The sequence below is a fragment of the Pleomorphomonas sp. PLEO genome (assembly GCF_041320595.1).
GTDB lineage: Bacteria > Pseudomonadota > Alphaproteobacteria > Rhizobiales > Pleomorphomonadaceae > Pleomorphomonas.
The window spans coordinates 1328139-1347111 of record NZ_CP166625.1; the positions used below are offsets into that span (position 1 = coordinate 1328139).

The window sequence follows — 18973 nt, forward strand, 5'->3', positions numbered from 1 at the left end:
CAGGAGCTTGCTTCATGCCCACCCTTTTCGATCCCGTCCGCCTCGGCGCCCTCGAACTCCGCAATCGCATCGTCATGGCGCCGCTGACGCGGGCGCGCGGCACCGACGATCGCGTTCCCACCGATGTCATGCGCACCTATTACGAACAGCGGGCGTCGGCCGGCCTCATTCTGACCGAGGCGACCATCGTCACGCCGAAGGGCGCCGGCTATGCTCGTACGCCCGGCATCTATTCCGATGCTCAGGTCGAGGCCTGGAAGCCGATCACCGAAGCCGTGCACCGGCGCGGCGGCAAGATCGTCATGCAGCTCTGGCACGTTGGTCGCATTTCCGATCCGTCGCTGCTCGACGGTGATCTGCCGGTGGCGCCGAGCGCCATTCAGCCGGCTGGCCATGTCAGCCTGCTGCGGCCGATGCGTCCCTATCCGACCCCGCGTGCCCTCGACATCGCCGAGATCCCCGGCATCGTCGAGGCCTTCCGCCAGGGCGCTGAGAACGCCCGCAAGGCCGGCTTCGACGGCGTGGAGATCCACGGCGCCAACGGCTATCTGCTCGATCAGTTCCTGCAGGACAAGACCAATCAGCGCACAGACGTTTATGGTGGCCCGGTCGAGAATCGCGCCCGGCTGATGCTGGAAGCGGTGGACGCGGCGATCAGCGTCTGGGGCGCCAGCCGCGTCGGCCTGCATCTCGCCCCGCGCGGCGATAGCCACGACATGGGCGACAGCGATCCGAAGGCCACCTTCGGCTACGTTGCCCGCGAGGTCGGCAAGCGCGGCATCGCCTTCATCTTCACCCGCGAGCATTTCGGCGACGACCGTCTGACGCCGCATATCAAGGAAGAGTTCGGCGGCGCGCTGATCGCCAACGAGGGATTCACCTTCGAAGAGGCCACGGTGGAAGTCGCCGCCGGCCGCGCCGATGCCGTTGCCTGGGGCAAAGAATACATCGCCAACCCCGACCTCGTCGAACGCTTCCGGACCGGCGCGGCTCGCAACCCGCTGGTGCCCGAGACCATCTACGCCGAGGGCGCCCTCGGCTATTCCGACTACCCGGCGCTCGACACCGTCACGGCCTGACAGACTCGACAATCCTTAGCCGACAAAAACGCCCCGCGATGCGACCGTCGCGGGGCGTTTTGCTTTAGCCGGCGGCGGCCACGATGGCCGGTGCGTCCTCGACGCCAACAAGATCAAGGCGGATGATTTGACCATCGCGAGGCGGCCGGTTCAGCGCATTCCCGCCTCCGATCACGGTCAGCCGGCCCGCGCCCGCCAGGGCGGCGATCCGGTTGCGAGCGAGATCGAGTTCGCTTGCTAGCAGGCGATCGAGACGCAGGCCGACCGGATAGGGCACGGCGAGGGCAATCTCGGCGCCTGTCGCGCCGGTCTTGCCGCCAACCACCACCCTTTCGATCTCCACCGTGTCGGACTGGACGATCAACGACGTCTTGCGGCGAAGGGCGGGGAGATCGAAGGCGAGACGGCGGACAAAGGCCGGGTCGCCGGTCCTCAGCGCAGCGAGCTCGTCGGGCGGCACTTCGGTCGCGAGACGGCGTTCGAAGATCGGGCGGTTCCAGGTGCGATCGCAGTCGTCGCACTTGTAGATCAGCCAGGCGTCGAGCCGCTTGCCATTGGCATTGAGGCGAATCTTGCCGCTGGGATGGAAAGGGCGGGCGTCGCCGCAGGTCGGGCAGGCAAGGACGGGGCGGGGACAATCGCGCGGAACGATGGTCCAGCGAACGAGGACGTGGTCGGACATGCCGGGGTCTTCCTAAAGGGAAGTCCAGCGGCGGGACGGACGAGGCCCGACGGGGCGGGCACGGCGTGGCGGATGCGCGGATTAATTCAAGGGGCGTGCGGCGGGATGCCGACGGCGGCAAAGCCAAGCCGGTCTCGATCCGCCACCCGATGGACATGAAAAGCCGTTCGGAAGCCAAGGCCTCCGATGATGCAGGTGCTGCGGGATGAGACCGGCATTACGACGGCAAGACGATGCCTCTTCATGTTTCCTCAAACGGATCGGCTCAATAGCAGGGCCGACGCCGGACGCAACCAGGAAGCGGGGCGAACCTCCACTCGGACCAGGTTTGTTGCGGGGATGTCACCATCCGCAAGGCCGTCCTGGGCCGCGACTGGTGGACGGTTCCTGGTGCCCATCTGTACAAACCATGAACATATGGATAGCGTGCCGCCATGACCACTGTGACGCGAATCATCGGCATCGATCCCGGCCTCAGGCGCACCGGCTGGGGCGTCATCGACAGCATCGGCAATTCGGTGCATTTCGTCGCCTCGGGAGGGGTGACGTCCGACGCTGGCATGGACCTCGCCTCGCGGCTCGTCCAGATCCACGACGGGCTCGACGCCGTGCTGCACCAGTTCCAGCCCGATGAGGCGGCGATCGAGATCACCTTCGTCAACAAGGACGCCGGTGCGACGCTGAAGCTCGGCCAGGCGCGCGGCGTGGCGCTTCTGGTGCCGGCGCGACGTGGCTTGCCGGTTGCCGAATATGCGCCCAACGCGGTGAAGAAGGCGATCGTCGGGGCTGGGCATGCCGAGAAGGGGCAGATCCGCGTCATGGTCAAGGTACTGATGCCAAAGGCGACCTTCGACAGCGACGACGCGGCCGACGCGCTGGCCATCGCGCTGACGCATGCCCATCATCGTAGTTCGGTTGTGGGCCGGTTGGCGAAATTGGCGGCCGGGTGACGGGCGGGGAGAATAGCATGATCGGCAAGCTCAAGGGTGTGGTGGACAGCTTCGGCGACGATTGGATGATCCTCGACGTGCATGGCGTCGGCTATCAGGTCTATTGTTCGTCGCGCACATTGCAGCGGTTGCCGAAGGCCGGCGAGGCGGCGGTGCTGGCCATCGAGACCATGGTTCGCGAGGACATGATCCGCCTCTACGGCTTTTCCAATGACATCGAGCGCGAGTGGTTCCGCCTGCTGATGACGGTACAGGGCGTGGGCGCCAAGGTGGCGCTCGGCGTGCTGTCGGTTCTCGATCCCGGCCAACTCGCCACCGCCATCGCCATGCGCGATCTGGTCGCCATCGCGCGGGCGCCCGGCGTCGGCAAGCGCGTCGCCGAGCGCATCGCCACCGAACTCAAGGACAAGGCGCCGGCCTTTGCCGACGCCGATCCGTCGGTGATCCGCATGGCCGTCGACGTCGCCGAGGCGCGCGTCTCCGGGCCGGTGGCCGAGGCGGTGTCGGCGCTGGTCAATCTTGGCTATGCGCAATTGCAGGCCGCCGCCGCCGTGCAGGCGGCGGCTAAGGCGGCCGGCAGCGAGGCGACGACCACCCAGCTGATCCGCCAGGGGCTCAAGGAACTGGCACGCTGACGCGGGACGGCCCTGTCGTCGCCGCCAAGATTCAACCAATCAGGAGGCCGCCATGGTCGAAGGCATCATCACTACGGGCAAGGTCGCGGTGATTACCGGCGCGGCGCGCGGCATCGGCCGGGCGGCGGCGCTTCGTCTCGCCGAGCGGGGCATGAAGCTGGTATTGGCCGACGTGCTCGGCGGCGAACTGGCGGCCACCGCGTCGGCAGCCAAGGCGCTCGGCAGCCCGGAGATCATTGCCGTGCCGACCGATGTCGGCGACAGGGCGGCGGTCGAGGCGTTGGCGTCGGTGGCTTTCGAGCGCTTCGGCGGCGTCGACGTGCTGATGAACAACGCCGCCATTGGCGAGGGCGGCGGTGTCCTCGAGAACTCCGACAATTGGCGCAAGCTGATCGACGTCAATTTCTGGGGCGTCGTCAACGGCGTCCAGGCGTTCGTGCCGCGGATGATCGACAGCGGCAACCCCGGCTATGTTATCAACACCGGCTCCAAGCAGGGCATCACCACGCCGCCGGGCAACGCCGCCTACAATACGTCCAAGGCGGCGGTGAAAGTGGTGACGGAACAGCTCGCCCACGAGCTGCGCAACCGGGACAGCCGGCTCACAGCCCACCTGCTGATCCCCGGCTGGACCTTCACCGGCCTGACCGCCACCGATCCCTCGACCGAGAAGCCGGCCGGTGCCTGGCATGCCGTGCAGGTGGTGGACTTTATGCTGGCGGCGCTCGCCAAGGGCGAATTCTACATTCTCTGTCCCGACAATGAGACGCCGCGCCACCTTGATGAAAAGCGTATGGCCTGGGCGATCGGCGACGTGATCCACAATCGTCCGGCGCTCTCGCGCTGGCATCCGGACTACAGGGACGCCTTCGGTCGCTATATCGAGGAATGAGAGGCTGAGGGGCTGGTTTGCGGCTTGCCGCCGGCGCCCATGACGGGCCATGAGCGGCAGTGAGTCGCGATGAATCCAGGGGATTCGCCATGAACCGATATGGACTCAGATGAGTCCGGTCGGGTTGCCGGGGGAGCCGCCGCCGGTCGGTCAGTTGGTGGCTTTTTGACTGTCTGTCGCCAGCACTTCGACGTCGGCATCCTCACCGGAGACGACGCTGACGATACGCTGGAACTGGCCATCTTCGTGGTTGGCAATGACGGTATAGTCGCCCTCGGCCAGAACGAAGGACGGGAAAGCGCCGACGCCCGAGGTGACGAGGTCGCCGGCCTGGGTCAGGACCGACCAGCGGGTATTGGCGATGGCTTCGCCGCCCTCGGTGCTCACCAGCTTCAAGGTGATCTTGGCGGCCTTCTCGGTCAGCGTGATGTCGGAGAGCTTGCCGGCCTTGACGTCGATATCGGCGGTGGTGCGGGCGTTGGCGTCGCCGTAATTGGCGACGACGTTGTAGGTCTTGGCCGGCAGGCGAACGATGTCGCCAGGGGAGACGTCGAGGGCGACGGCCTTTGGCTCGCCGTGCGAGTCCAGCTCCTGCGAGAAAATGTCAAAGCTGAGATCGTCTTCATCGAGTGGCGGCTTGTCCTTGCCGGTCACGGCGGAAAGACGGACGCCACCGGCGTTGAGGATGACCGAATCGGCCTTGAGGCCGGTTCCGACGACCACGTGCTCGGTGGTGCCGGCATAGCCGAAGCCGCAGTATACGAAATAGCCGCCTGGTTTCAAAACGAAGTCGGCCGAGCCGCCATGCCGTTCAGCCACCAGTTCGCGGCTGCCGTCCGGTCCCTGCGTCTCGTTGAAGATGCGCCAGACGACGCCGGCTCCGATCGGCGGTCCGTCAGGTGTAAGGCGTGCCGTCAACGCCAAGGTTGCCGTATCGCGCGGCGCGGTGGTGGCCAGTGGCTTGGCCTCGACGGCGGGAGCGGTGCTGGGCGCGTAAGGCGTTGCCGCCTCGGGAAGTGGCTCTGCTGGACCGCCAACTGGCGGCGGTAGGAGCTGAAGCGGTCCCGATCCCGACGGCATGAAGCCGGGCATCGGGGCGATACCTGGGCCGCCTGGGCCACCGGGCGGCGGACCGTTCTGGGCAAACGAAGGCGTTGCAGCCATCAGCACGAGGGCTACAGAAATCCACCTGTTGCGGGTGGCATTCCATCGCGCCATGCCCTGCCGTCTCCCGTCAGCTATGCCGTTCATGTTTGCCAGTCTTCGCCGATCATCGTGGTGATTTCAAGCCCAGCGGCCGGTTATGGTCAGTCTGGTTCCTTGTTGCGGACTATTTGCCTGGTGAGTTGAAACACGCCGCGGACAGGTGGGGCGCCTTCAATGGTCTGAGCTGCCGCCTTTCGCCGAAGTTGGCCCCAGCTAATGGACGGTGTTCAGATATTTCCATCGACGGCAAATGGCGATATGCCGGGTTCCACTGTCGCAGATTCTTCCGGAGCTTTGCCCCCATGAACGCCACACTCGACCTGTTGCTCACCCGTCGTTCTGTGCCGGCAGCCCTGCTCGCCGAGCCAGGCCCGAGCGCAGACGAGTTGCAAACGCTGCTCACCATCGCCTCCCGAGTTCCCGACCATGGCAAGCTCGTACCCTGGCGCTTTATCGTCTTCGAGGGCGATGCGCGGGTCGAGGCTGGGCGCCGGCTGGCCAAAATCGCCGAAGAGCACCAGCCGGACATTTCCCTTGCCCGCCTGGAGGAGGAACGGCAGCGGCTTTCCAAGGCGCCGCTGGTCATCGCCGTTGTTGGACGAGCCACCGAGCACCCCAAGATTCCGGTGATCGAACAGGTCTACTCGGCCGGCGCCGTTTGCCTCAACCTTGAGATCGCCGCCCACGCCATGGGCTATGCCGCCTGCTGGCTGACCGACTGGCCCGCCTATGACGCCGAGGCGCATGCCGCGCTCGGACTCGCCAAGGGCGAGACCCTCGTTGGCTTCATCCACATCGGCACGCCAACCCTCAAGCCGACCGACCGGCCGCGTCCGGCGCTCGAGGATATCGTCAGCCGCTTCTGAGTTGGCTCGGGCGGCTGCTGATCGTTAGTACACGCCTGTCAACGACTGGCAGTCTCAAAACGACAAAGCGCTCGAACCGGTCAGGTTTCGAGCGCTCAACGTCGTCGTTTTGCTGGTCGGCTAACTTGCCGTCAGATCCTCAGAGACCGAGGCCCCGGTTGAAGGCGCGGTTGTTGAGGTTGCGCTCGCGGGCTTCGAGGTCGTAGCGGTCGCCGGCTTCGTTGAGGTAGGCCAGATCGCGCTCAGCCTGGGTGGGGGCGCGGAGGAGCTTGGCGGTACGCTTGAGGGTGGCGAACATTTCGGTTTTCCTTTTCCAGGCCGGAGGTTTCCGGCCTCTTTGTTTCATTTCTTTTTGCACCCTCAATATAGGCCCTGAGGCCCTCGCGACCTAATCGCAACTTCTGAAGGTTGCCTTCAGTTTTTCTATAGGTAAAATCCCGTTAGCGACCCGAGACATTTGACGACAGGGGACCTGCGGCAAAAGTCCAGCGTGGCTTTGCTTCTGGATTTTTCTGAAAACGAACAGCTCCAAAGGGTATGGTGTTCCCGAAAGCTGCCTCGCTAGGGCTTGTGCATGTCATGCCAAGCAATCACTTGCACCACCGGTTTTGCCAAAAGTCGAGGGGGCGAAACGCGCGCTCCCTCCCGACGCTTGTCCACACTATTGCCTTAATGTAATTGGGCAGTGCCCCGCGCATTCAAACATTTGGATACGAAGAAACTTGTGGTTGTCGGCGGCGTGAGATTCGAGACGACCCGAATTACAAAATGGATGGATTAAAATATTCCGCACGCACCCATTTTTCTTGATCTGCTCTTGCGTCGCGCGTATTAGGCTGTCTGACAATTTCTTCAGACACTTGGAGCTTTACCGATGAATGATTTCGACGACAACCTGACCACGCTCGATTTGGCGGCGAGCATTGTTGCGGCCTATGTAGGCCATAACTCTCTTCCGGTCCCCGAGCTGCCGGCCTTGATCGCCAGCGTTCATGCCACTTTGGCTCGCGTTCGTGGCGACATGGGCGCGGTCGAGGCTCAGGCGGTTGTCGTTGAGCCCGCCAAACCCGCCGTTTCGGTCAAGAAGTCGGTGACGCCCGACTACCTCATCTGCCTTGAGGACGGCAAGAAGTTCAAGTCGCTGAAGCGCCATCTGCGCACGCACTATAACTTGTCGCCGGACGAATACCGCGCGAAGTGGAACCTTCCGAGCGATTATCCGATGGTTGCTCCGACTTACGCCGAGGCCCGCTCAAACCTCGCCAAGCAAATGGGCCTTGGCCAGCAGCGCAAGCGTACGTAATACCAATTGGCGAAGATGCTGACGCATCCGCTCATTGAGCCACTGCCGATTTCTCATTTGCATCAGTGACATGAGAAATCGGCAAGCAGAATACCAAGGTCATTTTCAATGCATCTTGGTATAACGCTTGTCGGTGGAGCGAAGGCCGAAGGGTCTTAGGCTCGCCAGCGATCAAATGTAAAAAAAGCGCCGTGGGTTTTTCCACGGCGCTTTTTTTAAAGAACTGCCTGTTGGATCAGATCCGGCCGCCGGCTGCCAGCATCGGGCGGCGTGGCGCCTGGGCCGCGGCCGCGGCGGCGGGCACGTAAAGGCCGCGACGGTCGGGGGCTGGCTTGAAGGCGTCGGTGAGGCCGACCACCGTTTCGGCGGCGCCCAGCACCAGATAGCCGTCCGGCGCCATGGTCTTGGCGATGCGGCCGAGGATATCCACCTTGGTGACCTGATCGAAGTAGATCAGCACGTTACGGCAGAAGACGATGTCGAACTGGCCGAACGAGGCGAAGCTGTCGAGAAGATTGAACTTCCGCCACTGCACCATGGAGCGCAGCTCCGGCGAGATGGTCCAGCTTTCGCCCTGCTGGGTGAAGTACTTGAGCAGCAACTGGATCGGCAGGCCGCGCTGCACCTCGAACTGGGTGTAGGTGCCGGCCTTGGCGCGATCGAGCACCTCGTTGGATATGTCTGTGCCGAGGATTTCGATCCGCCAGCCCATGAGCTGTCGTTCCATTTCCTTGAGGCACATGGCGAGCGTGTAGGGCTCCTGACCGGTCGACGCGGCGGCGCACCAGATTCGGATCTTCTTGCTGGATGCGCGCGCTTTCAGCATCTCCGGCATCATCATCTGAGTGAAATGCTCGAAGGGCGTCTTGTCGCGGTAGAAGAAGCTTTCGTTGGTGGTCATCGCCTCGACGACGGCTTCGGCAAGCGCCGTTTCACGCGGCTCCTTGAGCTTGGCGACCAGCGCGGCGATCGACTGCAGGCCGGCCTTGCGGGCAACCGGCAGGAGACGGCTTTCGATGAGATACTGCTTTTCGTTCGACAGGACGAGGCCGGAACGGGTCTTCAGGAACTGACGCAGGTAGTCGTATTCCGCCGGATTCATGGACGGCCTCCGAGCAGGATCTTGGACACTTTTCGACCTATTTCGTTGAGCGGGAGAACGTCCGAGCACATTCCGGTGTGGGCGGCGGCGCCGGGCATGCCCCAGACCACCGACGTTTCCTCATCCTGCGCGATAGCGCTGCCGCCGATCTCGCCGATCTTGCGCACGCCTTCGGCGCCGTCGGAGCCCATGCCGGTCAGCACGACGGCTAGCGTCGCCGTGCCATAGATTTCAGCCACCGACTTGAACAGCGGGTCGACGGCCGGCTTGCAGAAATTGACCGGCGGTGCGTCGCTCAGCCTCACGATGACGTCGTTGCCGTTCTTGATGAGCAGCATGTGCTTGCCGCCCGGAGCCACGTAGATGTGGCCAGGCTGGATCACCTCGCCATCACGGCCTTCGGCTGCCGGGCGGCCAGCCGCCTTAGTGATGTGCTCGGCCAAGATGGCGGTGAAGGTCGGCGGCATGTGCTGGGTGAGCACCACGGGCACCATGCCGATGGCCGAACCGATCTCGCCGAACAGCGTGTTGAGCGCCTGCGGGCCGCCTGTCGACGAACCGATGGCCAGAATGCGCGGGCGGACCGAGGAATAGGAACGGATGGTAAAATTCGCCGGTCGCGAGGCGCGAAGGGCGCTGTGAGCGGCTGGCGCTCCGGCGGGCGCGGCGCCCGGCTGGGGGCGCGACAAAGGCCGGCTGGCCCCGCCGGGCAGAGCGCGGTTCTTGGCGCGCAAGCCGAGATGGGTGACCTTCTCGATGAGTTCGCGACGGAATTCGGCCGATGTGGTGACGCCGGAGTTGGATTCGGGCTTCGGCACATAGTCGGCCGCCCCAAGCGACAGCGCCTTCAACGAGATTTCGGCGTTGCGGCGGGTTAGCGTCGAGGCGACGATGACGACGAGGTTCCGTTTCTTCTCGATCAGCAGCGGCAGGGCGGTGAGACCGTCCATGTCCGGCATCTCGATGTCGAGGATGACCACGTCGGGGTTGGATCTGAGCACATCGTCCACGGCAAGGCGGCCGTTGCGATGGCTGGCGACCACGGCGAGCTTGGGCTCCTCGTCGAGCCAGCGGCCCAGGAGGCCACGGATAACCACGGAATCATCGACGACCATCACTCGGATGGGGTCGGTAACGGCTCCGGAAGATGAAGGCGTGCGCGCGATGGCCGACATTAAATCGGTCTCCAATTTCGCATCGATCTTTGAACCGTCAGAGAAGCCCGACTTCCTGGAACTTGGCTTCGACAATTTCCCGATCAAAGGGCTTCATGATGTATTCGTTGGCGCCGGCACGGATGGCGCGGGCAATGTGGCCGACGTCATTCTCGGTGGTGCAGAACACCACCTTCGGCGTGTCGCCGTCCTCAAGCTTGCGGAGCTGGGCAAGGAATTCCAGACCGTCCATCACCGGCATGTTCCAGTCGAGCAGAATGGCATCCGGCATCGTCTCCTGGCATTTCTCGAGCGCCTGCTGACCATCCTCGGCTTCGACGATGGTGAAGGACAGGTCCTCGAGAATGCGCCGAGCCACCTTGCGGATGACGCTCGAGTCGTCGACCACGAGACAGGTCTTCATGTTTCACTCCTGCGGCGGGTGACGCCGGCTTCTTGAGTCGTCACGTCAGGCAGCCAGGTCGCCATGCATGCGGCCGAGCACGCGCTCGACATCAAGGATGACCATCAGCTGTCCGGACAGGCGATGGACGCCGCCGGAAATTTCGGCCCAACGGCCATCGAGGTTGGCCGGGTTGGCTTCGCGGCCGCTGGCGTCGAGGTTGAGGACCTCGCCGACCTCGTCGATGATGAGACCGTAGGACTCCCCACGATACTCGATGCCGACGGCCATGATGCCGTGGTTGCCTTCGCGCTGGGGTAGGCCAAGGCGACGGCGCATGTTGATGGCGGTCACGATGCGGCCGCGCAGGTTGAGCACGCCGGCCACCTCCGGCGCGGACAGCGGCACCCGCGTCATGCTCTCTGGCACGAAGACGTCATGCACCTTGTGGATCGGCAGGCCGAACAGCTGACCGCCGATGAACACGGTCACGTACTGGATCTGGCCGGAATGGCTGTCGTTGGCGGCGGCGCCGGGGGTATGGCTGGTGGCGGTCATGCTGCAATCCCATAGTCAGCGCTGGTGATTTCCTTCAGGGCCGCGATCAGGCCCGGACGGTCGAACTTGGCGACATATTCGTCGAAGCCGGACTGGCGGCCGCGCTCGATCGACGCCGGTGTGCAGAGAGCCGACAGGGCGATGATCGGCGTGTGCCGGAAGCGGGCATCGCGGCGCAGGATCTCGGCGAACTCGAAGCCATTGACCACCGGCATCTCGATGTCGGAGACGATGACGTCGAAGGCGGCGCCTTCACCCAGGAGGCGCATGGCCTCGGTGGCCGAAGCGCAGACCGTCACGTCGAAGCCGGCGGCCTTCATCACGGGGCCCAGCATGTTGCGGAAGAAGGCGCTGTCGTCGATGAACAGCAGCTTGCGCGTCAGCGCGGCCGACGAGATTTCCTTGCGCTTGAACCAATCCTCGAAGGCGAGCGGCAGGTAGTGGCCGATATCGAGGATCTCGGTAGCCTTGCCCTTGATCACCGCCGAGCCGAGCACGCCCGGCACGTCGGAGCCAACCTGGATGTTGAGGCTCTCTTCGACGATGTCGACGATCTCGTCGACGACGAGGCCCATCGAGCGGCCGGCGTCGGAGAAGACCAGCATCGGCTGGGTGCCTTCCTCGCGGCGGCGTACATCGTAGTTCGGGTAGACCAGCGGCATCAGCGAGCCACGGTACTGCACGAGGTCGCGGCCGTTGGAATGCTCGATCTTTTCGATCTCGAATTCCTCGAGGCGGGTGACCAGCGACAGCGGCACTGCCTTCGGCTCGGGCGAACCGGCGCGGAACAGCAGCATGGAGATCTTGGCGTCGTTGTCGACGCCGCGTGTGGCGTCCGCTCCGGCATGGTTGTCGAGCGTGTCGGCGGCCACGGCGGTGCCGATGGCGCTGGCGACCCCGTTCGGATCGACGATCATGATCACCGAGCCGTCACCGAGGATGGTGTTGCCGGAGAACATGGTGATGTGGCGCAGCATCTTCGACATCGGCTTGACGACGATTTCTTCCGTGTGGAAGACTCCGTCGACCACCAGGCCGAAGGTGACGTTGCCAACCTGCATGACGACGATGAAGCCCTCATCCTCGCTCTTCTCGGCCGAAACCTCGACCTTGAGGAGGCCGGCGAGCGGCACCAGCGGCAACAGCTTGTTGCGCAGGCGGAGGACCGGGGTGTCCTTGATGCGTTCGATGCGGTGCTCGGAGTTGTTCTGCACGCGCACCAGTTCGACCACGGAGAGCTGCGGGATGGCGAAGCGGTCGCCACAGCTCTCGACGATCAGCGTCGACACGATGGCCAGCGTCAGCGGGATCTTGATGGTGAAGGTGGTGCCCTTGCCCTGCACCGACTTCAGATCGACCGTGCCACCGATGGTCTCGATGTTGGTGCGGACGACGTCCATGCCGACGCCGCGCCCCGACACCGAGGTCACCTTTGCAGCGGTCGAGAAGCCGGGGGCGAAGATGTACTTGAAGATCTGACTCTCAGTCATCTTCTCGAGTTCGGCGTCGCTGGCGAGGCCGTTCTCGACGATCTTCTGCTTGATGCGATCGAGGTTGAGGCCGCGACCGTCGTCGGCGATCTCGATGATGATGTGGCCACCCTCGTGATAGGCGGCGAGGCGGATGGTGCCCTTCTCGGTCTTGCCGGCCTTGCGGCGATCATCGGGCCGCTCCAGGCCGTGGTCGGCCGAGTTGCGCACCATGTGGGTGAGCGGGTCCTTGATCAGCTCCAGCACCTGGCGGTCGAGTTCGGTTTCGGCGCCGATCATGTCGAGTTCGATCTGCTTGCCGAGTTCCTGGGCGAGGTCGCGGACGATGCGGGGCAGCTTCTGCCAAGCGTTGCCGATCGGCTGCATGCGCGTCTTCATGACGCCTTCCTGCAGTTCGGCGGTGACGTTGGACAGGCGCTGCAGCGGCACCTTGAATTCGCTGTCCTCGTGGCGGCGAACGATCTCAAGCAACTGGTTGCGGGTCAACACCAGCTCGGAGACCATGGTCATGAGGTGTTCGAGCGTCTCGACGTTGACGCGGATCGACTGGCTCGACACAGAGCCCTTTTCGATCTTGGCCTCGGCCTCGGCTTCACCTTCTTCAGTGGTCAGCTTGGCCTTGCCCGGCTTGTCGTCGGGGCTCGCCTGCTTCATACGCGCTTCGATCTCGGCGGCGACGCGGGCAAAATCGATGCCGACGGGAGCCGGCGCGGGCGCCTCTTCGACAACAGAGGGAGCTGCCTCGGCGGTGACGATCACTTCGACGGGAGTTTCGCGGAAGGCGCGCTCCAGCTCGTCGAGCGACACCTCACCGGGGCGCAGCTCGCGTTCGAGAACCTGGGCGACCAGCGTTCCGGCCTTTTCCTTCGCTTTTTCCTTTTTCGGCGCTTCCTTGCGAGGCGTGGCCTCGGCCATCGACATGGCCTCGAGCAACGAGATCAGGTCGCGATCGTCGCCCTTGGGCTCTTCGCCCTCGTTGGCTTCGAGTTCGGCCAGAATGCCCTTGATGCGGTCGATCGTCTGCAGGACGAGGCTGACCGCCTCCTGGGTGACGGCGGCGCCCTCACGGAACTTGCCCATCAGCGTCTCGGCGGCGTGGGCCAGCGCTTCGAGGCGCGGCAGGCCGAGGAAACCGCAGGTACCCTTGATCGTATGGACCAGGCGGAAAATGTTATCGAGAATGCGGGCGTTGTTCGGCTCTTGCTCGAACTTCACCAATTCCACGTCTACGGTATCGAGCGACTCGTTTGTCTCGGTGAGGAATTCACGCAAAAGGTCGTCCATACTTCACCCCCAGGGAAGGCCCAACCGGAAGCGGCGCTTTTCAAAATGGCGTTCGCTCTACCAGTCGCTTTAGGGTCAAGTGTCCGGTCAAACTGTTAATATTGATTGAAGTCTCGGCCGCAAACGCGCGTTTGCCTCCAACATGTCGAGGCTTGTCGACAGTTGACGCAAGGCGCCCACCTCAGGGAGCGCTGTGACTATCAGTAATTGTGGAGGCGGTTAACTCTTTATTCAGCTCGCTCGCCCCCAAGGGCGGTCTCGGCTGCTTTCGCCTCGAAGATGACGGTGTCGCCATCCTTGGAGATTTCGATGGCGAGGCCGGCGGCGCGGGCAAGCGCCCCGGCGTAATAGGGCTGGATGGCGTGGGCGTCGACGTGATCGCCGAGGTCGCCGGCCAGAAGCTCGACGATGCGGGGCGGAATGCGCGAGGCGGCGCCGGTGGCCTCGATCCGCTGGACCGGGTAGGGCAGATCGCCGTCGACACGCACCACCACTTTACCGCCGCGGGGAATGGCCTGCAGCGCAATCAGCAGCACGTTGAGGAGCAGCTTCACCTGGTTCTTCGGCAACAGGCGGCGGGTCGCCTGCCAGTCGATGTCGGCCTTTTCGCTTTCCATGTAGCGCTTGGCCACCGTTTCGGCGTCGCCCAGGTCGACTTCCGCGCCCACCGAACCGGCCGCGCCAAAGGCGAGGCGGGCGAACTGCAGCTTGGATGAGGCTGTGCGGGCGCTTTTGCGGATGAGGTCGAAGGCAAAAGCCTTCATTTCCTCATTGTTTTCCTCGTCGAGCACCTCGAGGCCGTTGGTAATGGCGCCGACCGGCGAGATGATGTCATGGCAGACGCGCGAGCAGAGCAGGGCGGCAAAATCCAGGGCTTCCAGCTTGGCCAGGTCGGACATGGTCGGTTCCATTGGTTCAGGCCGACGGGCAGAGCCCACCGACGAATCGGTCAATTGTTTGGGCTCATGGATAACGCCCGCCGCCGATGCTCACAAGCGCGGGAAGCCGCCAAACACCGCAAAGGTGGATGACATATTGGTAAGGAGCGAGGTTGGTCCTGTCCGCCGTCCGCCTTTGCCACCCGCGCCGCGCCTTCCGACGCGCAGGATTTCCCGTGGAAACGTAGCCCTGGAGGGATACGAACCATCGGAATCCGCCTCTTGGGCCGTCAATAAGCCAGCAGTTTCAGCACATCCGGCCAGTGGGCGGCGGCGGCGGAGATCATGGCTTCGGGATCAGCGAGGAAGGTTTGCCGCTCGTCCTCGGAGGCGAAGAGGTAGAGGCGGTTGCGGTGGATGGCGAACAGGGTGGGGTTGCCGGGCTGGGCGACGCCGCGCGCGATGGCCGCCAGGGCATAGCCGCCAAATCCGGGGATGTAGACGGCCGGAGCGGCGCGGAAAGCCGCGGCGTTGCCCTCGGTGGCGAAATGCCAGTAGGTATCGCCGTATACTTCCTCGTAGTCCGTGAGGCCGGGAACGGCGGCGTTGCTGACGAAATAGGCCACCGGGTCGTACCCGCCGAGCGACAGTCCGGTGTAAGGATCGAACACTATCCTTTCGTCTAGTGCGTTTACCGGCTGGCAAGGGGTGAGGAAAAACAGCGACAAAACAATGGCGCGGGCGATAAAACTCACCCAATCTTGCCGTCGTGATGTCTGATTCGTCTGTATGATCATGATGTCACCGACCGACCCTACCGTTCATCTTGCCTGGATGGGGTGTCGGCGAGGTTAATGTTCTGATGATCTCGTCGTTCCGCCGCTTCGGCGGGTGGCGGACGGGACGTGGAGGGATTGCCGATGTCGCGTTTGTCGGTGCTGAAAGCGCTACCTTTCCTCTTGCTGGCCTTCATGGGCGCGGTGGTGATGCCTGCCAATGCCCAACAGGCACACGAGACCTATTCGTCATCGGAGTTGGTGGATACTGGCCACAAGTTCTTCGGCGAAATGTCGAGCGGCCTTGCCTCGGCAATCGAGCGGTCGGCGGCGAACTACGGCCAGCCCAACGGCTACATTCTTGGCCAAGAGGGTTCGGGCGCGCTGTTCGGCGGCCTGCGCTACGGCGAGGGAACGCTCTACACGCGCAATGCCGGCTCGGCGCGCGTCTACTGGCAAGGGCCGACGTTCGGGATCGATTTCGGCGGCGATGGCGCGCGCACCATGATCCTGGTCTACAATCTGCCCTCGATGCAGTCGATCTACCAGCGCTTCGGCGGCGTCGCCGGTTCGGCCTATCTGGTGGGCGGCTTCGGCATCACCGCGTTGCGCCTGGGCGACGTCACGCTGGTGCCGGTGCGCACGGGCGTTGGTGCCCGTCTCGGCGTCAATGTCGGCTATCTGAAGTTCACGCCGCAGGCGACGTGGAACCCATTCTGAGGCTTTCGCGGCTACTGAGCCATGTGTCGCCACTTTTTTCGCCATCGGGCGGACGGGAATGCCGGTCCGCCCTTGACCGTTTCCTGCCCAATGCGCGACAAACATCGGCTAGGGCGGATTGATCTGCCACGGGATGGCATGACGTGATCGAGACGGTGCTGATCTTTCTGGCGGGCGTGTTGGTGGCGGGGCTGTTCGCCCTGCTATTGATGCCGGCGATCAACTCGCGCGCTGTGCGCCTCTATCGTCGCCGACTGGACCAGCAGTTGCCGCGCTCTGTTGCCGAGATGGCAGCGGCCAAGGACGCGATCCGAGCGGAGATGGCCGCCCGCATGGCACGGGTCGAAGTTGCGCTTGACACGGCACGGCAGACGGCGGCGGCCGCTGAACTCCGGAGCTTTCAGGATCGCGAGCGGGCGCAAGCGCTCGAAGCCGAGAAGAAGGGCTTCGAGGCGACGCTCGCCGATTATGAAAGGCGCCTTGACGAGGCGCATTCGATCGCCCGCTATGCTCACGAGGCGGTGGCGCGCGTCGACGCCGAGCGTCGCGACCTGCAGCGCAAGATCAGCATCCGCTCGATGGAAGCCGAGGAAAGCCGCGACGAGGCGGAGTCGCTGGCGGCCGACATGAAGATGGCCTTGGTCGAGGCCGAGGCGCGCATCGCCGTATTGTCCGAAACCATCGCCGATCTCACCCACACGCCGCCGCTGGTTTACCCGCCGAGCATCTTCCCATCGGCGCCTACCACGCCGACGGCGCCTGTCATTCACGTCGATTTCGGGGCGAAGGCGGAGCGGCAGGTGGATAAGTTGGTTGTCAAGACAGCCGAGCTTGATGACGATGCCCGGATCGACGATCTCGCCAATCGGCTGAAGCTGCTGCGCGCCCGCAATGCCGTGGCCCGGCAGCGCATCGAGTCGGCGCTTGCCAAGGGGACTGAGCCGTCGGGCGACGCCCCGCAATCCGGCTCGTCTTGAAAGGCCTTCTTTCTGATCCAGCTTTCTACGCCCGGTGTTCACGGGCCCAATGACCGTTGCGCTCCGCTTCTCGAAAGCCGTGCCAGCCGACATGCCGGAGTGAATTTCAAACGGTCTCTGATGCAAATGAAAAACCAGCTGCGCTCAATGACCGTATGCGTCGGCATCTGCGCGAAATTGGCCTGACATCGAAGGGCGTTGCGTTTCTGTGAGCCGCTTTAGCCGGTACGGTGCCGCGCCGGCCTGAAGCGGGCGATCAGGCCGCCGGTTGGCCCAAAGACGATGGAGAGCGCGTAGAGAATGCCGGCGGCAACGATGATCGCCGGCCCCGAAGGCAGGTTGGCGACGAAGGACGCGGCAAGACCGATCACCGAGGCGGTAGCAGCGAAGACCATGGCTAGCGCCGTCATGGCGCCGAGCGAGCGTGTCCAGAAGCGGGCGCTGGCGGCGGGCAGCATCATCAGGCCAACCGACAGCAGCGTGCCGAGCGCCTGGAAGCCGGCGATCAGGTTCAGCACCATCACCAGCATGAAGGCGACATGGATGACCGCGCCGCGTCCGCCGACCGCCTTGAGGAAGCCGGGGTCGACGCATTCCAGCACCAGTGGCCGCCACAGAATCGCGAAGGCGACGATGGTGATCGAGGCGACGATGCCGATGAACACCAGGGCGGTATCGTCGATGGCCAGCACCGAGCCGAACAATAGGTGCATGACGTCGACCGCCGACCCGCGCGCGGAAATCAGGATGACGCCGAGCGCCAGCGAGATGAGGTAGAGGGTGGCGAGCGACGCATCTTCCTTGAGCGGCGTCAGGCGGGTGACGGCACTTGCCATCAGCGCGATGGCAAGACCGGCGGCGAGGCCGCCCGCCGTCATGGCCCAGAGGTTGAGGCCGGCTAGGAGATAGCCCGCCGCGACGCCCGGCAGAATGGCGTGGGCCATGGCGTCACCGGTCAGCGACAGGCGTCGCAGCATCAGGAAGACGCCGACGGGAGCGGCGGCCACCGACAGCACCAGGCAGCCGGCGAGCGCCCGGCGCATGAAGGCAAAATCGGAGAAGACGGATAGAAGATCGGTGGCGGTCATTCGGCGGGCTCGGCCTCGCAGAAGGGGGCGGCTTCGTCCCAGGCCTCGATGTGGCGGCGGGCGGCGGCGAGGTTGGGTGATGTGAGCACATCATCGGTATCGCCCTCGGCGATCAGCTGGCGGGCGATCAGCAACGTCCGGGGGAAGCGGCGGCGTACCAGGTCGAGGTCGTGCAACACGGCGATCACCGTGCGTCCCTCGGCGTTCCAGCGGGTCACGACGTCCATCAGCTCGCCGATGGCGCGATCGTCGACGGCGGAGAAGGGTTCATCCAACAAGATCAGCGGCGCGTCCTGCAAGGCAAGGCGGGCGAACAACACCCGCTGCAACTGGCCGCCGGACAACGTGTCGAGCGGCCGTTGCTCGAAGCCGACGAGACCGACGCCGGCCAGCGCCCGCGCCACGTCCTCGTCGTCGTCGCGGCGGAAACCACCGAAGGCGCCGCGACGCTGCCACAGCCCCATGGCGACGAAGTCGAACACCGGCAGCGGAAAGTTACGATCGATTTCGGCAAGTTGCGGCAGATAGGCGATCTCCGTTCGCCGGCAGCCGCTGATCCGGACATCGCCCTCCATCGGCCGAAGGTGGCCGATCGCCGCCTTGAGCAGCGTGGATTTGCCGGCGCCGTTGGGGCCGACGATGGCCGTCATGCTACCTGCCGGAAAGCATGCCGAAAGATGGTGCAAGGCGGGATGGCGATCATAGCCGATGGTGGCGTTCAGGAAGGTGAGCGTCGCGCCCTCGGCTGGCTGAGCCTGTTCGCCAAAGGTCATCACCGCAACACCCAGCCGATCAACCCCCAGATGCCGGCCATAAAGCAGGCCGCGCCGGCGAGGCGAGTGCCGAGACCGAGGCGGAGTACCGACGGCCGAATGACAACGATGGCAGGCCGGCCAGTATCGGAATTCGCAGAAGACAGGGAGCGAAGCG

Annotated in this window: 20 protein-coding genes; 8 read left to right on the plus strand and 12 right to left on the minus strand. The window is 64.2% G+C overall.

Translation table 11 applies throughout. From position 1 onward, the window contains the following. Nucleotides 1–14: 14 nt before the first annotated feature. The gene (locus AB6N07_RS05845) at nucleotides 15–1079 is read left to right on the plus strand and encodes an alkene reductase (protein WP_370676868.1); all 1065 of its coding nucleotides are present in this window, start codon (nucleotides 15–17) and stop codon (nucleotides 1077–1079) included. Between the two features lie 64 nt (nucleotides 1080–1143). On the opposite strand, the gene AB6N07_RS05850 is transcribed toward AB6N07_RS05845, so the two are convergent. Further along, nucleotides 1144–1761 carry a DUF1062 domain-containing protein gene (locus tag AB6N07_RS05850; RefSeq protein WP_370676869.1) on the minus strand — a complete coding sequence of 206 codons (618 nt, stop codon included), beginning with the start codon at nucleotides 1759–1761 and terminating at the stop codon, nucleotides 1144–1146. A 434-nt stretch (nucleotides 1762–2195) separates the two neighbouring features. Here AB6N07_RS05850 and ruvC point away from each other — a divergent pair, with 434 nt between their 5' ends. From ruvC to AB6N07_RS05865, 3 genes are read left to right on the plus strand one after another with little or no spacing between them, the layout of a single operon-like run. Then, nucleotides 2196–2711: a crossover junction endodeoxyribonuclease RuvC gene (gene ruvC / locus AB6N07_RS05855; protein ID WP_370676870.1), complete on the plus strand. Its 516-nt coding sequence runs from the start codon at nucleotides 2196–2198 to the stop codon at nucleotides 2709–2711. Between the two features lie 17 nt (nucleotides 2712–2728). Continuing rightward, nucleotides 2729–3346, plus strand: a complete 618-nt coding sequence (ruvA, locus tag AB6N07_RS05860; RefSeq protein ID WP_370676871.1) for a Holliday junction branch migration protein RuvA — start codon at nucleotides 2729–2731, stop codon at nucleotides 3344–3346. A 52-nt stretch (nucleotides 3347–3398) separates the two neighbouring features. Then, on the plus strand, nucleotides 3399–4238 hold the full coding sequence (locus tag AB6N07_RS05865; RefSeq protein WP_370676872.1) for an SDR family NAD(P)-dependent oxidoreductase: 840 nt from the start codon (nucleotides 3399–3401) through the stop codon (nucleotides 4236–4238). A 150-nt stretch (nucleotides 4239–4388) separates the two neighbouring features. Here the strand turns inward: AB6N07_RS05865 and AB6N07_RS05870 are convergent, their stop codons facing one another. Then, entirely contained in the window at nucleotides 4389–5456 is a 1068-nt protein-coding gene (locus AB6N07_RS05870; RefSeq protein ID WP_370676873.1) for a hypothetical protein, read from the minus strand. A gap of 290 nt (nucleotides 5457–5746) precedes the next feature. On the opposite strand from AB6N07_RS05870, the gene AB6N07_RS05875 reads away from it, so the two are divergent. Next, complete coding sequence (locus AB6N07_RS05875) at nucleotides 5747–6310, plus strand: nitroreductase (RefSeq protein WP_370676874.1); 564 nt, start codon at nucleotides 5747–5749, stop codon at nucleotides 6308–6310. A gap of 139 nt (nucleotides 6311–6449) precedes the next feature. On the opposite strand, the gene AB6N07_RS05880 is transcribed toward AB6N07_RS05875, so the two are convergent. Beyond that, nucleotides 6450–6608 (minus strand): hypothetical protein, encoded by a 159-nt coding sequence (locus tag AB6N07_RS05880; protein ID WP_370674642.1) that lies wholly within the window; start codon nucleotides 6606–6608, stop codon nucleotides 6450–6452. Nucleotides 6609–7184: 576 nt separating this feature from the next. Between AB6N07_RS05880 and AB6N07_RS05885 the strand changes: the two genes are divergently transcribed. Beyond that, nucleotides 7185–7613 (plus strand): MucR family transcriptional regulator, encoded by a 429-nt coding sequence (locus tag AB6N07_RS05885; RefSeq protein WP_370676875.1) that lies wholly within the window; start codon nucleotides 7185–7187, stop codon nucleotides 7611–7613. A gap of 235 nt (nucleotides 7614–7848) precedes the next feature. Here the strand turns inward: AB6N07_RS05885 and AB6N07_RS05890 are convergent, their stop codons facing one another. The 7 genes from AB6N07_RS05890 to AB6N07_RS05920 form a co-directional block, all read right to left on the minus strand. Next, complete coding sequence (locus AB6N07_RS05890) at nucleotides 7849–8715, minus strand: protein-glutamate O-methyltransferase CheR (RefSeq protein ID WP_370676876.1); 867 nt, start codon at nucleotides 8713–8715, stop codon at nucleotides 7849–7851. Beyond that, nucleotides 8712–9890, minus strand: coding sequence for a chemotaxis response regulator protein-glutamate methylesterase (locus AB6N07_RS05895; protein ID WP_370676877.1), 1179 nt, complete (start codon nucleotides 9888–9890; stop codon nucleotides 8712–8714). Before AB6N07_RS05895 ends, AB6N07_RS05890 begins: the two co-directional genes overlap by 4 nt. 37 nt (nucleotides 9891–9927) lie before the next feature. Further along, entirely contained in the window at nucleotides 9928–10293 is a 366-nt protein-coding gene (locus AB6N07_RS05900) for a PleD family two-component system response regulator (protein WP_370676878.1), read from the minus strand. 45 nt (nucleotides 10294–10338) lie between these two features. After that, complete coding sequence (locus AB6N07_RS05905) at nucleotides 10339–10830, minus strand: chemotaxis protein CheW (protein WP_370676879.1); 492 nt, start codon at nucleotides 10828–10830, stop codon at nucleotides 10339–10341. Further along, the gene (locus AB6N07_RS05910) at nucleotides 10827–13604 is read right to left on the minus strand and encodes a chemotaxis protein CheW (RefSeq protein ID WP_370676880.1); all 2778 of its coding nucleotides are present in this window, start codon (nucleotides 13602–13604) and stop codon (nucleotides 10827–10829) included. The genes AB6N07_RS05905 and AB6N07_RS05910 overlap by 4 nt, the downstream gene beginning before the upstream one ends. A gap of 227 nt (nucleotides 13605–13831) precedes the next feature. Further along, nucleotides 13832–14503 carry a histidine phosphotransferase ChpT gene (gene chpT, locus AB6N07_RS05915; RefSeq protein WP_370676881.1) on the minus strand — a complete coding sequence of 224 codons (672 nt, stop codon included), beginning with the start codon at nucleotides 14501–14503 and terminating at the stop codon, nucleotides 13832–13834. Nucleotides 14504–14772: 269 nt separating this feature from the next. Next, nucleotides 14773–15153 carry a YHS domain-containing (seleno)protein gene (locus tag AB6N07_RS05920; protein ID WP_370676882.1) on the minus strand — a complete coding sequence of 127 codons (381 nt, stop codon included), beginning with the start codon at nucleotides 15151–15153 and terminating at the stop codon, nucleotides 14773–14775. Between the two features lie 249 nt (nucleotides 15154–15402). Here AB6N07_RS05920 and AB6N07_RS05925 point away from each other — a divergent pair, with 249 nt between their 5' ends. Together AB6N07_RS05925 and AB6N07_RS05930 are read left to right on the plus strand one after the other, a co-directional pair. Then, nucleotides 15403–15978: a DUF1134 domain-containing protein gene (locus tag AB6N07_RS05925; protein WP_370676883.1), complete on the plus strand. Its 576-nt coding sequence runs from the start codon at nucleotides 15403–15405 to the stop codon at nucleotides 15976–15978. A 143-nt stretch (nucleotides 15979–16121) separates the two neighbouring features. After that, nucleotides 16122–16955 (plus strand): hypothetical protein, encoded by an 834-nt coding sequence (locus AB6N07_RS05930; RefSeq protein ID WP_370676884.1) that lies wholly within the window; start codon nucleotides 16122–16124, stop codon nucleotides 16953–16955. Nucleotides 16956–17173: 218 nt separating this feature from the next. On the opposite strand, the gene AB6N07_RS05935 is transcribed toward AB6N07_RS05930, so the two are convergent. Together AB6N07_RS05935 and AB6N07_RS05940 are read right to left on the minus strand one after the other, a co-directional pair. Beyond that, nucleotides 17174–18043, minus strand: coding sequence for a metal ABC transporter permease (locus AB6N07_RS05935; RefSeq protein WP_370676885.1), 870 nt, complete (start codon nucleotides 18041–18043; stop codon nucleotides 17174–17176). After that, a complete protein-coding gene (locus AB6N07_RS05940; RefSeq protein ID WP_370676886.1) occupies nucleotides 18040–18816 on the minus strand; it encodes a metal ABC transporter ATP-binding protein in 777 nt (258 codons plus the stop codon). Before AB6N07_RS05940 ends, AB6N07_RS05935 begins: the two co-directional genes overlap by 4 nt. Nucleotides 18817–18973 lie beyond the last annotated feature (157 nt).

Bases quoted from the DNA above. Each gene is read 5' to 3' on its own strand.
- AB6N07_RS05885 (WP_370676875.1), top strand. From the start codon at position 7,185: ATGAATGATTTCGACGACAACCTGACCACGCTCGATTTGGCGGCGAGC.
- AB6N07_RS05905 (WP_370676879.1), bottom strand. From the start codon at position 10,830: ATGACCGCCACCAGCCATACCCCCGGCGCCGCCGCCAACGACAGCCAT.
- AB6N07_RS05850 (WP_370676869.1), bottom strand. From the start codon at position 1,761: ATGTCCGACCACGTCCTCGTTCGCTGGACCATCGTTCCGCGCGATTGT.
- AB6N07_RS05925 (WP_370676883.1), top strand. From the start codon at position 15,403: ATGTCGCGTTTGTCGGTGCTGAAAGCGCTACCTTTCCTCTTGCTGGCC.
- AB6N07_RS05910 (WP_370676880.1), bottom strand. From the start codon at position 13,604: ATGGACGACCTTTTGCGTGAATTCCTCACCGAGACAAACGAGTCGCTC.
- AB6N07_RS05895 (WP_370676877.1), bottom strand. From the start codon at position 9,890: ATGTCGGCCATCGCGCGCACGCCTTCATCTTCCGGAGCCGTTACCGAC.
- AB6N07_RS05935 (WP_370676885.1), bottom strand. From the start codon at position 18,043: ATGACCGCCACCGATCTTCTATCCGTCTTCTCCGATTTTGCCTTCATG.
- AB6N07_RS05900 (WP_370676878.1), bottom strand. From the start codon at position 10,293: ATGAAGACCTGTCTCGTGGTCGACGACTCGAGCGTCATCCGCAAGGTG.
- ruvC (WP_370676870.1), top strand. From the start codon at position 2,196: ATGACCACTGTGACGCGAATCATCGGCATCGATCCCGGCCTCAGGCGC.
- AB6N07_RS05875 (WP_370676874.1), top strand. From the start codon at position 5,747: ATGAACGCCACACTCGACCTGTTGCTCACCCGTCGTTCTGTGCCGGCA.
- AB6N07_RS05940 (WP_370676886.1), bottom strand. From the start codon at position 18,816: ATGACCTTTGGCGAACAGGCTCAGCCAGCCGAGGGCGCGACGCTCACC.
- AB6N07_RS05880 (WP_370674642.1), bottom strand. From the start codon at position 6,608: ATGTTCGCCACCCTCAAGCGTACCGCCAAGCTCCTCCGCGCCCCCACC.
- ruvA (WP_370676871.1), top strand. From the start codon at position 2,729: ATGATCGGCAAGCTCAAGGGTGTGGTGGACAGCTTCGGCGACGATTGG.
- AB6N07_RS05865 (WP_370676872.1), top strand. From the start codon at position 3,399: ATGGTCGAAGGCATCATCACTACGGGCAAGGTCGCGGTGATTACCGGC.
- chpT (WP_370676881.1), bottom strand. From the start codon at position 14,503: ATGTCCGACCTGGCCAAGCTGGAAGCCCTGGATTTTGCCGCCCTGCTC.
- AB6N07_RS05845 (WP_370676868.1), top strand. From the start codon at position 15: ATGCCCACCCTTTTCGATCCCGTCCGCCTCGGCGCCCTCGAACTCCGC.
- AB6N07_RS05870 (WP_370676873.1), bottom strand. From the start codon at position 5,456: ATGGCGCGATGGAATGCCACCCGCAACAGGTGGATTTCTGTAGCCCTC.
- AB6N07_RS05890 (WP_370676876.1), bottom strand. From the start codon at position 8,715: ATGAATCCGGCGGAATACGACTACCTGCGTCAGTTCCTGAAGACCCGT.